This window comes from Arthrobacter sp. FW306-06-A (genome assembly GCF_021870055.1).
GTDB lineage: Bacteria > Actinomycetota > Actinomycetes > Actinomycetales > Micrococcaceae > Arthrobacter.
Genome location: NZ_CP084552.1, coordinates 4,070,717 through 4,086,025, shown reverse-complemented (window position 1 = coordinate 4,086,025; position 15,309 = coordinate 4,070,717). Strand labels below are relative to the sequence as shown.

The 15,309-nt window shown below is 66.3% G+C and carries 13 protein-coding genes; 6 read left to right on the top strand and 7 right to left on the bottom strand.

What is annotated here, in order from left to right; translation table 11 throughout:
* The first annotated feature begins 43 nt into the window (after window positions 1–43).
* Entirely contained in the window at window positions 44–1,519 is a 1,476-nt protein-coding gene (gene cls / locus LFT49_RS19155; protein WP_373462170.1) for a cardiolipin synthase, read from the top strand.
* An 18-nt stretch (window positions 1,520–1,537) separates the two neighbouring features.
* Here the strand turns inward: cls and LFT49_RS19150 are convergent, their stop codons facing one another.
* The 7 genes from LFT49_RS19150 to LFT49_RS19120 all read right to left on the bottom strand — a co-directional run bounded on the left by LFT49_RS19150 (window position 1,538) and on the right by LFT49_RS19120 (window position 8,389).
* Entirely contained in the window at window positions 1,538–2,812 is a 1,275-nt protein-coding gene (locus LFT49_RS19150; RefSeq protein WP_237429098.1) for a multidrug effflux MFS transporter, read from the bottom strand.
* Window positions 2,813–2,974: 162 nt separating this feature from the next.
* Complete coding sequence (gene pabB / locus LFT49_RS19145; protein WP_237429097.1) at window positions 2,975–5,041, bottom strand: aminodeoxychorismate synthase component I; 2,067 nt, start codon at window positions 5,039–5,041, stop codon at window positions 2,975–2,977.
* 33 nt (window positions 5,042–5,074) lie between these two features.
* The gene (locus LFT49_RS19140) at window positions 5,075–5,626 is read right to left on the bottom strand and encodes a DUF2231 domain-containing protein (RefSeq protein WP_237429096.1); all 552 of its coding nucleotides are present in this window, start codon (window positions 5,624–5,626) and stop codon (window positions 5,075–5,077) included.
* A 75-nt stretch (window positions 5,627–5,701) separates the two neighbouring features.
* Window positions 5,702–6,235, bottom strand: a complete 534-nt coding sequence (locus LFT49_RS19135; protein WP_236799928.1) for a low molecular weight protein-tyrosine-phosphatase — start codon at window positions 6,233–6,235, stop codon at window positions 5,702–5,704.
* 135 nt (window positions 6,236–6,370) lie between these two features.
* Entirely contained in the window at window positions 6,371–6,994 is a 624-nt protein-coding gene (locus LFT49_RS19130) for a LysE family transporter (protein ID WP_236799927.1), read from the bottom strand.
* A 46-nt stretch (window positions 6,995–7,040) separates the two neighbouring features.
* Window positions 7,041–7,859 (bottom strand): methyltransferase domain-containing protein, encoded by an 819-nt coding sequence (locus LFT49_RS19125; RefSeq protein ID WP_237429095.1) that lies wholly within the window; start codon window positions 7,857–7,859, stop codon window positions 7,041–7,043.
* A gap of 29 nt (window positions 7,860–7,888) precedes the next feature.
* Window positions 7,889–8,389: a MarR family winged helix-turn-helix transcriptional regulator gene (locus LFT49_RS19120; protein ID WP_236799925.1), complete on the bottom strand. Its 501-nt coding sequence runs from the start codon at window positions 8,387–8,389 to the stop codon at window positions 7,889–7,891.
* A 204-nt stretch (window positions 8,390–8,593) separates the two neighbouring features.
* Between LFT49_RS19120 and LFT49_RS19115 the strand changes: the two genes are divergently transcribed.
* The 5 genes from LFT49_RS19115 (at window position 8,594) to LFT49_RS19095 (ending at window position 15,295) form a co-directional block, all read left to right on the top strand.
* Entirely contained in the window at window positions 8,594–10,795 is a 2,202-nt protein-coding gene (locus LFT49_RS19115; RefSeq protein WP_237429094.1) for an MMPL family transporter, read from the top strand.
* A 168-nt stretch (window positions 10,796–10,963) separates the two neighbouring features.
* Window positions 10,964–11,404: a hypothetical protein gene (locus LFT49_RS19110; RefSeq protein ID WP_237429093.1), complete on the top strand. Its 441-nt coding sequence runs from the start codon at window positions 10,964–10,966 to the stop codon at window positions 11,402–11,404.
* 235 nt (window positions 11,405–11,639) lie between these two features.
* Window positions 11,640–13,517, top strand: coding sequence for a molecular chaperone DnaK (dnaK, locus tag LFT49_RS19105; RefSeq protein ID WP_236799922.1), 1,878 nt, complete (start codon window positions 11,640–11,642; stop codon window positions 13,515–13,517).
* Window positions 13,518–13,520: 3 nt separating this feature from the next.
* Window positions 13,521–14,228, top strand: a complete 708-nt coding sequence (locus LFT49_RS19100; RefSeq protein ID WP_236799921.1) for a nucleotide exchange factor GrpE — start codon at window positions 13,521–13,523, stop codon at window positions 14,226–14,228.
* 95 nt (window positions 14,229–14,323) lie between these two features.
* Window positions 14,324–15,295, top strand: a complete 972-nt coding sequence (locus LFT49_RS19095) for a DnaJ C-terminal domain-containing protein (RefSeq protein WP_236820653.1) — start codon at window positions 14,324–14,326, stop codon at window positions 15,293–15,295.
* Window positions 15,296–15,309: the final 14 nt, after the last annotated feature.

Sequence of the window (15,309 nt, the reverse complement as noted above, 5' to 3'; positions counted from 1 at the left end):
CGGAAGCCGTCCTCCGGAGCCCAATCTCCCGGGAGTTATAGACGTGTTGTGGCCTTTTTCGCTTGCCGGCACCGCGCCGACGTGGGTGGTGGTGCTTCTGGGCTTTGTAGACCTGGCCATCCGGGTCCTGGCCCTGGGCATCATTCCCGGCAACAGACGCCCCACCACGGCCATGGCCTGGCTGCTGGGGATTTTCTTCATTCCCTTCGTGGGCATCCTCCTGTTCCTGCTGTTCGGCAATTTCCAGCTCTCCAGCCGGCGCCGCGCGCAGCAGCAGCTGGTCAACGAGCGGGTGCGGGCCGGCATCACGTCGCTCTCCGACGTCGAAAGCGACTACCCCGGCCCCGAGTGGGTCAAGTCCGCTGCTGAGCTGAACCGCACGCTGGGTTCGCTGCCCATGGTGGACGGCAACACCGTGGACCTCATCCCCGGCTACCCGGACTCCATCCTGGAGATGACTAAGGCGGTGCGGAAGGCGAAGAAGTTCGTCAATGCCGAGTTCTACATCATGAGCTCGGACCACGTCACCAACGATCTCCTCACCGCCTTGGAGGAAGCCGCCGAGCGCGGCGTCGAAGTCCGTCTCCTCTTCGACCACATTGGCACGCTGCGTATCAAGGGCTACAAGAAGCTGCTGAAGCGCCTCAAAGCGGGCAAGATCCAGTGGAAGCGGATGCTGCCCCTCCTGCCCATCCACGGCCAGTGGCGCCGCCCGGACCTCCGCAACCACCGCAAGATCATGGTGGTGGACGGCGAAATCGCGTTCACTGGGTCACAGAACCTGATCGAGCCCTCCTACAACAACCCCCGCCACCGCAAGGCGGGCCGCGAATGGGTGGAGCTGATGGCGTGCCTGCGCGGACCGATCGTCACCACCCTGAACGTCGTGTTCGCCACCGACTGGCTGAGCGAAACCGACGATTCGCTGGAACACCAGCTGCAGCTTCCCTCCGACCCCCATCCCGGCGGCATCACTGCCCAGGTGGTGCCCAGCGGCCCGGGGTTCATCACCGAAAACAACCTGCGCCTGTTCAATACCCTGATCTACTCGGCGCAGCACCGGATCTCCATCTGCAGCCCCTACTTCGTTCCGGACGATTCCCTGCTGTACGCCATCACCACGGCGGCCCAGCGCGGCGTTGACGTGGAGCTGTTCGTGTCCGAGAAGGGCGACCAGTTCCTGGTCCACCACGCCCAGCGGTCCTACTACGAGGCCCTCCTCGAAGCCGGCGTGCGCATCTACCTGTACAAGGCCCCGTTCGTGCTGCACGCAAAGCACTTCACCATCGACGACGAGGTGGCCGTCCTGGGCTCCAGCAACATGGACATGCGGTCCTTCTCGCTGAACCTTGAGGTGTCCGTGATGCTCCTGGGCGAGGACATCGTGAACAAGATGCGGGCGGTGGAGGACACCTACCGGGACATCTCCCACGAGCTTAAGCTTGCGGACTGGGTCAAGCGGCCGCTCGCGGCGCGGTATGTGGACAACGTGGCCCGGCTGACAGCCACCGTCCAGTAAAGGCGCTGTGCTGTAAAGCTAGTCGTCGGCACTGACGCGCTGGCCGTCGTCGAGCCCTGCGTTTTCTGCCCAGCCGCCCTTCCGGAACGCGGGAGTTCCCACGGCAAGCACCGCGACCGCCAGGGCGCAGCTGCCGATCATGACAATGACCATTGACAGCGAATTTCCGCCCAGGACCCCCACCAGGGGGCTGACCAGTCCGGCCACCCCGGACTGCAGGGCACCGATCACCGCTGCCGCCGTTCCCGCCATGTGGCCGTAATTGTGCAGGGCCAGGACGGAGGCGTTCGCCGGGACCATCCCCTGCATCGACAGCACCAGCCAGAGTCCGGCTATCACCCCGAACGCTCCGCCGGCACCGGTGGCCACCACCACGAGCAGCAGCAGGGCAAGGACCAGCTGGACCACGAGCGCGGTGCGCAGGAGGCGGACCGGCGGGAATTTGCGGACCAGGGCAGCGTTGAGCTGGGCCGAGAGGACGAGCGCGGCGCCGTTGAGGGCGAAGACGAGGGCGAACTGTTGGGCGGTGAGGCCGTATTCGTTCTGGAAGACGAAGGGCGATCCCACCACGTAGCTCATGATCAGGGCCAGCCCCAGCCCGGGAATGACGGCCAGCGCCATGAAATGCCTGTCCCGCAGCAGCTCCCAGTAGGCCCTGGCCACGTGCTTGGGGTGGCCGGGGCTGCGACGGTCCTCCGGCAACGTCTCCGGCATGAACTTCAGCACGATTGCCACCAGGACCACCCCGATGAGCGCCAGCGCGTAGAAGACGGCACGCCAATTCCAGATCCCGGCGATCGCCTGTCCCACGGTGGGCGCGAGCAGCGGTGCCACGCCGATGACAAGCATCAGCCGGGACAGCAGCCGGGCGGCGGCAGAGCCAACGAAGCGGTCGCGGATCACGGCGAGTGCCACCACGGCAGCGGCCGCGTTGAAGAAGCCCTGCAGCACGCGCAGCCCTGTCAGTGTTTCGATGTTCGGCGTGATGGAGCACAGCAGCGAGATGGCCACGTGCAGGGAAATGCCGATGATGAGCGGCAGCCTTCGCCCGAACCGGTCCGAGAACGGGCCGATCACCAGCTGGCCAAAGCCTGCCCCGACGAGGGTCCCGGACAATGTCAGCTGGGCCGCGGTCTGGGTGGTGTGCAGATCGGCTTCCACTGCGGGCAGCGAGGGCAGGTACATGTCCGTGGTGAGGGCCGGAAGCGCGGCCAGGGCGCCAAGCATGAGGACGTATTTGAAGCTGCGCGGTGCATGCGTCCCGGGGGTGCGGGGATGGGAGGAGTCCGTCACGCGGCAAACCTAACTCGTGGAAGCGCCTTGGAGTCCGCCGCCTGGCTTGAGCGGTTCAGCTGACGCTCTGAGGCCCTACCCCCTGCACCGTCCTCCTAAACGGGCGTCCGCAGTGTGGATGCAGCGTGGTTGCCGATGGCAGGAGCCGGGCCATGCCCGCCGTCAGTCTTCCGGAAAGACTGCGCCCAGCGTGGAGAGGACGCCATAGGCCTTGGTGCGGATCTCGTCGTACTCCTCGTCGGCAACGGAGTCCGAGGTGATGGCGCCCCCGACGCCGAGTGACAGTTCCACAGTCCCGTCCCCTGCCGTGTTGAGCACCAGCGTCCGGATGGCGACGGCGAGATCGGCCGCCCCGTTGAGCGAAAAGTAGCCGATGGCACCGGAATAGAGCCCCCGCGGCCCCGCCTCCAACCGGTCCAGGATGGCCATGGTGCTGATCTTGGGTGCTCCGGTCATGGAGCCTGCCGGGAAACATGCCGCCACCGCCTCTGCCCGCGGCGCCCCCGGGAGGAGCTGCGCATCGATGGTGCTGACCATCTGGTGGACTGTTGCATAGCTTTCGATCGCGCAAAGCCGGCTGACCGTAACGGATCCCGGTTCTGCGAAGTGGCTGAGGTCGTTGCGCAGCAGGTCCACGATCATGATGTTTTCGGCCCGGTCCTTGAGGGACGTGGCCAGGTCCGTGCGCAGCATGCTGTCCTCCGCCGGGTCGGCAGCCCGGCGCCGGGTGCCCTTGATTGGCTCGGCGCGCATGCCGCCGTCGGAGGCTATCTTCAGGAACCGCTCGGGGGACGTGCTGGCCACGGCAACGTCTCCCAGCCGCAGGTAGCTGGCAAACGGTGCCGGATTCCTGCGGCGCAGCGCCAGGTAGGTGGCCCACGGGTCCAGCGAGCCGGCCGGGGTCCGGGCTTCGAGCGTGGTGGTCAGGCACACCTCGTAGGTGTTTCCCTCGGCGATTTCGTGCTGGGCGGCGGCGATCTTTTCCCGGTACCTGGCGCCGGTGTCCCGGCTTCGGAAGACGGGCGGTGGGGAAGGTACGACGCCGGTGCTGCCGCCGGCGTCCGCGGTTGCGCTTGCGGCGGCTTCCACGGCCGCGCGCGCCCGGGCCAGCCATTCCCCGGCGTCCGGTGCCTCCAGCGCCAGCAGCCAGGCGGCGCCTTCGGCGTGGTCCAGGACCACCGCCCGGCCGGCAAAAATCAAGGCAGCATCCGGGGTGGGCGCGGAAACGTCACTGCCCCCGGTTTCGCGCTTCAGCTCATAGCCCAGGCAGCCCAGCCAGCCCAGGGTGAACTCGCCGGGATACCCGTCCGGGGTGCGCACGGCCCGCCGGCCCCAGACGGTATCCAGCCAGCGGAAGAACGGACCCGGGACCTGTGCCGTGCAGGAGCCGGCGCTGATCCGGCTGACGCCTGAACGGTACGTGACGGACTGTCCAAACGTGCCGCCGTCGTCCGCCATGATGCTGAACCGGCTCCGCTCAGCGGCTGTCCGCGCCGCCGTGCCAGCCCCGCCCGGCGGGCTGCCCGCATTCGAGGAATCCAGCCATACAGCGTTGGCCGCTGCGCCGTGCAGCGACTGGAACAGCGCCGGTGCGTCCGGCACGGCATCCAGCCGCTCGGCGCGGAGCCGCAGGCCCCGGCGGGCGGACAACTCGGGCGCGAGGACCGGTGCCAGGGCGGGCAGGTAGGGGAGGAGCTGCAGCAGGTCCGACGGGGCTGATCCGTCAGCGAGGTTCTGGACGCGAAGGTCCGCCTGGCCGGGCACGTCGTCCCGTCCCAGCCATTCTTCTTCCTGGGCAGCCCACCGGTCCCAATACGGCTCAAAGGTTGCGCCGTCCCGGTCCAGCGCCCGGGTCCGGCGGGTGTCGTCCGGTGACTCGGCCCAGATCACCGCGTCGATCATGGGGCGGGCGGCTTCCGCGGCGGCTCCTACGCCCTCCATGATGACGATCTCTGCGGGCAGCGTCACCCGGGCGTCGCCGTCGTAATGGTTCTCCCAGTCCCAGCTGGTCCAGGAGGCTGCCTCGCCGCGGCTCAGCGGCGTGAGGACGGTGGTGACATAGCGTTCGATGCCGGCGGCCAGCCCGTCCCAGCCGGGGTAGATGTCCTCCAGGTGAAACAGTGAGACCTTGTGGTGGGCGCGGAGCCGCGCCGCAAGTTCGACGGCGAGGGTGGTCTTCCCTGCGCCGGAGCGCCCGTCGACGGCGATGATGACGGGGGCTGGGCTCATGGACTAGAGCGTACCGTTTTCCATCGACCCCTTTTATCCATGAACTACGCCCTGCCGCGAGGCATGCCGCCCGCTGCTGAGGTGCCCGCCCAGGAACCCGCTCACCAGCAGCAGGACTGCCCCCATCCGCGCCAGCCGTACCCCCGCCCGGTGGTTGCCGCGGGACCGCGCCCGCCAGGAGGCGACGTAGACGGCCGTCGCCGCGGCATTGGCGGCAGCGTGCACAACGCCGACGCGCTTGAGTGGGCGGTCCTTGCCTGACCAGGTTGCCCAGCCGGACAGGGCGGTGGGGACGGCGGCCACAACCCCAAGGGCCACCAGTCGCTGGGAGGAGCGGCGTGAGGCCTCGTCATCGAAAAGGTCCAGGAACACCGCGGACCACCAGGCGCCGAACGGGCCGTCAGTGAGGATGGTGTGCAGGGGAATGCCGGTGGTGTCGCCGCGGACGATGGTGCGGACTTTGCGCTGCGCCATCAGCCGGGCCGCCAGTGGTTCTGCTGCCGTGACGGCAGCGTCCAAACGTTTGGCCTCCTCCAAAGCGCCAAGGAGACGGGTGTACCTGCCAGGGTTGGATGTGGCGTGCATGCAGCACAAAATACTCCTGGCGCTGCCGGATTGCACCGGCTTTCTTCCGCTGGAAGATTTTCCTGCGCTCGGCTCCTAGTGCGGTTGAAGTTGGGTGTTCTGCAGGACTGCGGCCTTGATGTGCTGGACAAGGCCCGGGAGGGCGGCGTGGATCTGATGCCACACGGCGTCGAAATCCGCGTGCCCGCCGTACCAGGGATCCTCGATGCCCTGGTCCAGCAGGTCACGGTCCGCCATGGCGGGATCAAAACTGCGGAGCATCCGGATCTTGTCCAGCGATTCCTGGTCCGGTGCGGCTTCAGTCAGCCACGCGTAGTGGTCAATGTCCAGGGCCAGGATCAGGTCGCGCTCGCGGAACCAGTCCGGCTCCCACTCCCGCGCAACGTGATGCTCCGATGCCAGCTGTGTGGCGGCGAGCCGGCGGGCTGCCCGGGGATCGATGGGCCGGCCGGCCTCGTAACCGGTGGTGCCGGCCGAGTCCACCTCCACCAGTCCGTCGAGGCCCTCGCGTTCCAAGGCTGCCCCGAGCATGAGCTCGGCCATGGGGGACCGGCAGATGTTGCCCGTGCAGACGGTGATGACGCGGTATGCGCTCGACGTTGAGTTCATGGGACTAAGCATGCGCGCTGCCGAACCCTCTTGGCTCCCCGGCTGTTCACATTGTTTTACAAGCTTGTAAAGATGCATTACTTGGCCCGAAATGGGTACGGGCCATCCCCGTGCCGGGAGTGGAAAAGGCCCCTGTCAGTGGATCAGTGCCAGCAGGATTCCCACGCCGACGAACAGGACGCCGAAGACCCTGCTGAGCACCAGTTGGCCCTGCTCGGTGCTGGTGAACCGCTGGAACGAACGCGCGGCCGCCGCGAAAAAGAACCACATCACCAGGATGTCGATGGCCACGATGGTGGCCGTCAGAATGGCGTACTGGGTGAACAGGGGCTGATCCGGCCGGATGAATTGCGGCGTGAACGCAAGGAAGAAGACGATCGCCTTGGGGTTCAACAGGTTGACCCAGAAGCCCCGCCGGAAGATGGACCAGGTGGGCTCGTTGCGGAGGACCGCTGCCTGCTCCTGCGCGGCCGCGGGCTTGCTGAGGAACTGGCGGATGCCCAGGTACACCAGGTAGGCGGCCCCGGCATAGCGGATCACATTGAAGGCGATGGGGGAGCTCGCCACCAGCACCCCAACGCCCAGGGCCACGATCAGGACGTGCACTATGAGGGCCGCCTGCTGGCCCAGGATTCCCCATATGGAGCGGCGGAAGCCGGCGTTGAGCGAGTTGCTCATGGTGTTGATGGCCCCGGCCCCCGGGGTGAAGCTGATCAGGACGCCGGCACCCGCCAGGGCCAGCCACAGGGAAAATTGCACTAAACAATATTACGTGGGGTGCGGGTGTCCACGGCGAGCGGCGGAACTACGCCCGGGCGATGACCTCGCCGTTGGGGATCAGGAACCAGCCGTCGTCCGTGGAGCCCCAGCGGTGCCAGCCGGCCGAGATCCGCGCCAGATCCGCGGGCTCGGCGTACCCGTACTCCAGCGCCTGCTCGGCGAAGGCAGAATGGAGCACCCGCTCACCCCAGACGCGTGCCTGCCAGCGGCGCTGCTGTGCGGTCGCGTAAAGCCAGTTGCTGCTGGTGGGGGCAACATCGGTGAAGCCCGCGGACTGGGCCCAGCTGACCAGCCGCCGCCCGGCGTCGGGCTCTGCTCCGTTGCGGCGGGCGATCCGCTGGTACAGGTCCATCCACTCGTCCAGTTCAGGGATTTCGGGGTACCAGCTCATGCCGTGGAAGTCGGCGTCCCGTACCGCCACGATGCCGCCCGGCTTGGCCACGCGCCGCATCTCCCGCAGGGCCTCCACGGGATCGGTCAGGTGCTGGAGTACCTGGTGGGCATGGACGACGTCGAAGCTTTCGTCGGGAAAGTCGAGGTCATAGATGTTGCCCGCCACGAATTCCACATTGGGCACTTCCCGTTCGACGGCGAGCGCCTGAGCCTGGGCGACGATGTCCGGTGAACGGTCCAACCCGGTGACCTTTCCGGGTTTGACCAGGGCGGCGAAGTCGCAGGTGATGGTGCCCGGTCCGCAGCCGACGTCCAGCAGGGTCGACCCGGGCGTGAGGTAGGGGAGGACGAAGGCCGCGGAATTTTCGGCGGTCCTGGCGGCATGGGCGCGGACCACCGATTCGTGGTGGCCGTGCGTGTAAACGTCGTCTTCGGGCTGCTGCGCACTCATGATCAAACGCTACCCCTCCATCGGTCCTGCTATTCGGATTCCGTCCTTGCCGCCACGGTTGCGTCAATCATTGCCGTCATGAAGCGCGTGACAGTGTCCAGCTCCTCCTCCGAGAAGCCGGCGATGGCGCTGCCCATGTGCTGCGCCAGCGGAGCGAAGATGGCACCCCCCTCCCGGAATGCCTTCGGTGTCATCTTGAGCTGGACCTGACGCCGGTCCGTGCTGTGGCGTTCCCGGACCACATGCCCGGATTGGTCCAGCCGGTCGATCAGTGCGGTAGTGGCGGGTGAACTCAGGTTCAGTTCCTTCCGCAGCAGGCCGGGCGTCACCACGTTGCCCCTGGCGGTATGGCGCATGATCACGGCGAGAGCGTTCATGTCCGTGCGGTGCATGTCCTTGCGGTCCCCGGCGGCATCCACGTAGCGGTTCGCCTCGATGGTGAACTCCTGCAGGATCCGCAGCAGCGGGTGCCCGAACTCCGGGCCCGCCTGCTCGAAAGGGGAAGCATCCGGAGCCTTGTTCTCCGCCATCTCCACCTCCCAGCTTTCATTCCTGCGCCGAGTTTTGCCCAGGCGTCCTGACGGATATTACTCCAGGCCCCATGGAGCCTCCTGCACCCGCCGGGTCAGCAGTTCCGGCGGAATGAAAAAAGCTTGACTGGCACTTATCTCTGTCATGGAGATAATCTATGCTGGAACAAATACTACTCCTCCTGCTCACCCTTGGAAGGCATCATGAAACGCACAAAAGTTGGCAGGGAACGTGTCCCGTTCTGGCTGCGCTGGCTGGTCCCGGTTGTCCTGGTGCTGACCTGGCTGGGCCTCGCGGGCGTGGGCGGCCCAACCTTCGGCCGCCTGGAGGAGGTTTCGTCCAACGACCAGGCCTCCTTCCTGCCCGCCAGCGCCGAGGCCACGGAGGCCCAGGATTGGCAGGCGAAGTTCCGCGACTCCGACGAAGTCCCCGGCATCATCGTCATCGAGAAGAGCGAGGCATTCACGCCCCCGCAGCTGGGCGAACTTGCCACCCTGAAGGCCGACCTTGAGAACCTCAAGCTGGGCAGCACCGTCATCGGCCCAATTCCCTCCAAGGACGCCAAGGCTGTGCAGTTCGTTGTGCCCATCGGATCGTCGGCCGAGCTCAAGGACGCCGTCAAGGAACTCCGCGACACGGTCAAGGAGGCAGCGCCCGAAGGTGCCCAGACCTTCGTGACCGGTCCGGCCGGACTTGCGGCGGACCTTACCGCTGCGTTCGGCGGAATCGACGGCATCCTGCTGCTCGTGGCCCTGTCCGCCGTGTTCGTGATCCTCCTGATCGTCTATCGGTCCCTGCTGCTGCCCATCATGGTGCTGCTGACCTCGGTGTTCGCCCTGTGCGCTGCCATCCTGCTGGTGTTCGGCATGGCCAAGGCCGGCTGGATCCAGCTCAACGGCCAAAGCCAGGGCATCCTCTCCATCCTGGTGATCGGCGCGGCCACGGACTACGCCCTGCTCTTCGTAGCCCGCTTCCGCGAGGCCCTCACCCACACCACCAACCGCACCGCCGCCGTCCTGACCGCCTGGAAAGCGTCCTTCGAGCCGATCGTGGCCTCCGGCGCCACCGTGATCATCGCGCTGCTGTGCCTGCTCTTTTCCGACTTGAACTCCAACAAGGCACTGGGGCCGGTTGCCGCGGCAGGCATCCTGTGCGCCCTGTTCGCCGCGCTGACCCTGCTGCCCGCCCTGATGGCTCTGCTTGGCAGGGCCGCGTTCTGGCCCTTCCGTCCCAAGCTCCTGCCGGCAGACCAGCGCGAGCCTGAGCTGGTCACCGGGCTCGAAGGCCAGAAGGGCCTGTGGCGCGCCACCGGTTCGCTGGTGTCGCGCCGCCCCAGGACGGTTTGGGTGGCCTCAGTCCTCCTGCTGCTGGTCGCCGCAGGCGGCCTGTTCCAGCTGAAGGCCAACGGCGTGCCGCAGACGGATGTCATCCTCACCGCCTCCAATGCCGTCGACGGCCAAGACGCACTGGCCCGGCACTTCGACGCCGGCAGCGGCAGCCCCGCCGTCGTGGTGGCCGACCAGGACAAGGCAGCAGAGGTGCTGGCCAAGGTGAAAGCGGACGACGGCGTGGGCGAGGCGTACCTGCTCGGCCCGGGAAGTGTGCCCATCACCGGAGCCCCCGGCACTCCCAGCGCCCCGGACGTACGGGACGGAAAGGTGCTGATCAATGCCACGCTGAACAATGCCGCGGACTCGCTGGAGGCGGAGGAAACCATCAAGGCCCTCCGCACCGAGGTGAAGGCCGTTGATCCCGGCGCCCTGGTTGGCGGCGTAACCGCAACGGCGCTGGACACCAACACCACTGCCCAGCACGACCTGGTGGTCATCATCCCCGTGGTGCTGGTGGTGATCCTCTTCATCCTGATGCTGCTGCTGCGCTCCGTCGTGGCCCCGGTCCTGCTGGTGCTCTCCGTGGTGCTGTCCTACGCAGCCGCGCTGGGAGTCTCGGCCTTCGTATTCAACAACCTCTTCGGCTTCCCCGGCGCCGACGCCACCGTTCCGTTGTTCGGTTTCGTGTTCCTGGTGGCCCTGGGCGTGGACTACAACATCTTCCTGATGAGCCGGGTCCGGGAGGAATCGCTCAAGCATGGCACCCGCCCCGGCATCCTCCGCGGCCTCGTCGTGACCGGCGGCGTGATCACCTCCGCCGGCGTGGTGCTGGCCGCCACCTTTGCGGCACTGGGCGTCATTCCGATCATGTTCCTGGTGCAGCTGGCCTTCATCGTGGCCTTCGGCGTCCTGCTCGACACCGTGCTGGTGCGCTCGCTGCTGGTCCCGGCCCTGGCCTACGACATCGGCCCTCGAATCTGGTGGCCCAGCAAGCTGGGGCGGACCGACGGCGGAAACGCCGTGCAGCCGCGGGAGCCCGGCGTCGAGCCCCTGGAAGAGGTTCCCACCCGCTAGTCCCTGCTTTCCTCGCCCTAACCCTGTTGCCGCCACCAGTCCACGGTGGCGGCAACAGCCGTTTCCAGTGGGCGATGCGGGCCGCCGGAACCCTGTTGGTGCGCCCGCCCCGTCGGTAGACTGCCAATGCGCCCGCACGGACGCGGAGCCTCGAAGGAGAGATGCACCATGACTGAGAACCCGGAATTTGCAGCCGAGGAACCCCGCAGCGGCAGCAGCGCACCTGGACTGGAAGGGGAAGGTGGGCAGTACGTGGATGGCGATTACGGCGACGCCGGAGCCGTGGACAGGCCGGCGGAGGGCGCAGGTGAGGGCCAGTACCTGGAGGGCGATTACGGGGAAGCCGGGCCTGCTCGGACCCGCACGGAAAATGCTGGGGAAGACGGGCAGTACGAGGACGGCGACTATGGCGATGCGGGTGCCCTCAATGAGCCGGAGCGGGGTACGCCGGAGGGCGAGTATGAGGAAGGCAATTACGGTGATGCCGGGACGGCCGGTGATGCCCGCACCGAGAAAGTCATCCGCGAAGGGCTGACCGGCGGCGGCCAGATGCAGGCGACAACGGAGGAACGCGGACCCCTCCACGGAGACCGCGGCACTGAGCGCTAAGCAGCCCGGCGGGCGCCGTTCTCGCAGAGCGAACTGCCCTGCCGCCGTCGTACTTCTTTCTTTGGATGCCGGAAACACAAGGAACTTTACGGCCTGAAAGCCTGGACACATTTCAAAGTTGAGCGAGGTCCGCTCAACTTTGGATTGACATCGTTGGCGCCCTGAGTAGAGTTGAGTGCAGAACGCTCAACGCTTAGGGCGCCAACCAGTTTCCAAGGAAAGAAGGAAGCAACACATGTCACGTGCAGTAGGTATCGACCTCGGAACCACCAACTCCGTCGTCTCCGTTCTCGAAGGTGGCGAGCCCACCGTTATTGCCAACGCCGAGGGTGGCCGCACCACGCCGTCGGTCGTTGCATTTTCCAAGTCCGGCGAGGTCCTGGTTGGCGAGATCGCCAAGCGCCAGGCCGTCAACAACATCGAGCGCACCATCGCTTCGGTCAAGCGCCACATGGGCACCGACTGGACCGTGGCCATCGACGACAAGAAGTACACCCCGCAGGAAATCTCCGCGCGTATCCTCATGAAGCTGAAGAACGACGCCGAGTCCTACCTGGGTGAAAAGGTCACCGACGCCGTCATCACCGTTCCGGCCTACTTCAACGACGCCGAGCGCCAGGCCACCAAGGAAGCCGGCGAAATCGCCGGCCTGAACGTCCTGCGCATCGTCAACGAACCCACCGCCGCGGCACTCGCCTACGGCCTGGACAAGGGCAAGGAAGACGAACTCATCCTGGTCTTCGACCTCGGTGGCGGTACCTTCGACGTCTCCCTGCTGGAAGTCGGCAAGGACGAAGACAACTTCTCCACCATCCAGGTTCGTGCCACCGCCGGTGACAACCGCCTGGGCGGCGACGACTGGGACCAGCGCGTCGTTGATTACCTGCTGAACCAGCTCAAGGTCAAGGGCATCGACCTCTCCAAGGACAAGATCGCCCTGCAGCGCCTCCGCGAAGCTGCCGAGCAGGCCAAGAAGGAGCTGTCCTCCTCGTCCAGCACCAACGTCTCGCTCCAGTACCTCTCCGTCACCCCCGACGGCCCGGTCCACCTGGATGAGCAGCTGACCCGCGCCAAGTTCCAGGACCTCACCAAGGACCTGCTCGAGCGCACCAAGAAGCCGTTCCACGACGTCATCAAGGAAGCCGGCATCAAGCTCTCCGACATCAACCACATCGTGCTGGTCGGTGGCTCAACCCGTATGCCCGCCGTCTCCGAGCTGGTGAAGGAACTGGCCGGCGGCAAGGAGCCCAACAAGGGCGTCAACCCGGACGAGGTCGTGGCAGTCGGTGCAGCCCTGCAGGCAGGTGTGCTGAAGGGTGAGCGCAAGGACGTCCTCCTGATCGACGTCACCCCGCTGTCCCTCGGCATCGAAACCAAGGGCGGCGTGATGACGCACCTGATCGAGCGCAACACCGCCATCCCCACCAAGCGGTCGGAGACCTTCACCACCGCCGACGATAACCAGCCGTCCGTGGCCATCCAGGTCTTCCAGGGCGAGCGTGAATTCACCCGCGACAACAAGCCGCTGGGCACCTTCGAGCTGACCGGCATCGCCCCGGCACCGCGTGGTGTTCCGCAGGTTGAGGTCACCTTCGACATCGACGCCAACGGCATCGTCCACGTCTCCGCGAAGGACAAGGGCACCGGCAAGGAACAGTCCATGACCATCACCGGTGGCTCCAGCCTTTCCAAGGAAGACATCGAGCGCATGGTCCGTGACGCCGAGGAGCACGCAGCCGAGGACAAGGCCCGCCGCGAGGCAACCGACACCCGCAACACCGCCGAGCAGCTGGCCTACTCCGTGGACAAGCTGATCGCCGACAACGCGGACAAGCTGCCCGAAGAGGTCAAGACCGAGGTCCAGGGCGACGTTGACAGCCTCAAGAAGGCCCTCGAAGGCACCGACGACGCCGCTGTGAAGTCTGCGTTCGAGAAGCTTCAGGCTTCCCAGACCAAGCTCGGCGAAGCGATCTACGCCCAGGCCGGTTCCCCGGACGGCGCAGGGGCTGCAGGCGCTGCAGGTGCCGAAGGTGCCGCCGGAGCTTCGGCAGGTTCCTCCGACGAGGACATCGTCGACGCCGAGATCATCGACGAAGACGAAGCGAAGAAGTAACCCATGCCGCACCACGGTAACGAGGAAGAGCACAACGCATCCGCCGGCCAGGAGCGCGGTCAGAACGGCGAACCGATCATCCGGGACAACCGCAAGGTTGACCCGGTGACCGGGCAGGCCCGGCACCCCGAGGGCAGTCACGCTGAAGGCGGAAACACTGCCCCCGGGGCCGGTTCCCAGGCCGGAGCAGATTCCGACGGCGACGCACTGGCCCAGGCCGAGGAGATTCTCAACGGCGTGGACGTGCCGGCCGAGGAATCCGTGGCCCAGGGGGCACCGGCAGGATCAACCGGCAACGCCGAGGCAGCCGAACTGCGCAACGACCTGCTCCGCCTCCAGGCTGAGTACGTCAACTACCGCAAGCGCGTTGAACGCGACCGCGCCGTGGCAGGGGAAATGGCCGTCATCGGCGTCCTGAACTCCCTGCTCCCGGTCCTGGACGACGTCGACGCCGCCCGGCAGCACGGCGACCTCACCGACGGACCCTTCGCCGCGATCGCCAACAAACTGGAGAACGCGCTGAAGACCTACGGCCTGGTCCGCATCAACGAGACCGGCGTGGAGTTCGATCCCACGATCCACGAGGCCCTGATCCAGCAGCCCGGCGAGGACATCGAGGTTGACACCGTCAGCCAGGTGCTCCGCTCAGGCTACAAATCAGGAGACCGCGTCCTCCGCGCGGCCCAGGTCATCGTCGCTGTACCTGCGTAGCATTACTCCAACGAGATGGCAGTTCGCAGCAATGATTCGTAAGAACACTGATGTGAACTGCCATCTCGGCACGTACTTTTTGAAAGGAAACGCCATTGGCTAGCCAGGATTGGGTGGACAAGGACTTTTACAAGATCCTTGGTGTTGCCAAGGACGCTTCCGACGCCGACATCAAGAAGGCCTACCGGAAGCTTGCGCGGCAGCACCACCCTGATACGAATGCGGGGAACGCTGCTTCCGAGAAGAAGTTCAAGGACATCTCCGAGGCTTATTCGGTGCTTTCGGATCCCGATGAGCGCCAGCAGTATGACGCCATCCGGGCCATGGGCAGCGGGGCGCGGTTTGCTCCCGGCGGTGCCGCCGGTGGCAACGGCGGGTTCGAGGACATGTTCGGCGGCCTGTTCACCGGCAACACCGGACGCCATGCGGGCGGGTTCAATCCTTCCGCCGGTGGCATCCCTCCCGAGTTCGCGGATCTTTTTGGCGGCTTCGGCGGTGCCCCCGGGTTCCAGCGCACGCCGCAGAAGGGCGCTGACCGGACCGCTTCCACCAGCATTTCCTTTGCCGGTTCCATCCGCGGCACCACTATCGGCCTGCGCGAGCCCAGCGGCGAAGTCATCGATGTCCGCGTTCCTGCCGGCATCAAGGACGGCCAGAAGGTCCGCGTGCGCGGCAAGGGCCAGCCGGGTGCTGCCGGCAGCGGCGACCTGGTGGTGTCCGTCTCCGTCCAGCCCCACGCTTTTTACACGCGCGACGGCGACAACCTCCGCATCCACGTCCCGGTCACCTTCCCGGAGGCTGCCCTGGGCGCCGACATCGAAGTGCCTACCATCGACGGCGACAAGGTGAAGGTCCGCGTCCCGGCGGGCACGCCGTCGGGACGCACCCTGCGGGTGAAGGGCAAAGGCGTGAAGACCTCTAAGGGTACCGGCGACCTTCTGGTGACCATCGACGTCGCAGTTCCCAAGAATCTCAACAAGGACGCCGAAGCTGCGGTCAAGGCGTTCGCCGAGGCAACGTCGTCGGCGGACGTCCGAGAGGGCCTGGCAGCCAAGGCCCGGCTTTAGGGCGGAGGTGAGCC

Excerpts from the sequence above, each read along its gene's own strand:
- pabB (WP_237429097.1), bottom strand. The coding sequence starts at position 5,041 with ATGAGCCCAGCCCCCGTCATCATCGCCGTCGACGGGCGCTCCGGCGCA.
- LFT49_RS19140 (WP_237429096.1), bottom strand. The coding sequence starts at position 5,626 with ATGCACGCCACATCCAACCCTGGCAGGTACACCCGTCTCCTTGGCGCT.
- LFT49_RS19135 (WP_236799928.1), bottom strand. The coding sequence starts at position 6,235 with ATGAACTCAACGTCGAGCGCATACCGCGTCATCACCGTCTGCACGGGC.
- LFT49_RS19125 (WP_237429095.1), bottom strand. The coding sequence starts at position 7,859 with ATGAGTGCGCAGCAGCCCGAAGACGACGTTTACACGCACGGCCACCAC.
- LFT49_RS19120 (WP_236799925.1), bottom strand. The coding sequence starts at position 8,389 with ATGGCGGAGAACAAGGCTCCGGATGCTTCCCCTTTCGAGCAGGCGGGC.
- LFT49_RS19115 (WP_237429094.1), top strand. The coding sequence starts at position 8,594 with ATGAAACGCACAAAAGTTGGCAGGGAACGTGTCCCGTTCTGGCTGCGC.
- LFT49_RS19110 (WP_237429093.1), top strand. The coding sequence starts at position 10,964 with ATGACTGAGAACCCGGAATTTGCAGCCGAGGAACCCCGCAGCGGCAGC.
- dnaK (WP_236799922.1), top strand. The coding sequence starts at position 11,640 with ATGTCACGTGCAGTAGGTATCGACCTCGGAACCACCAACTCCGTCGTC.
- LFT49_RS19100 (WP_236799921.1), top strand. The coding sequence starts at position 13,521 with ATGCCGCACCACGGTAACGAGGAAGAGCACAACGCATCCGCCGGCCAG.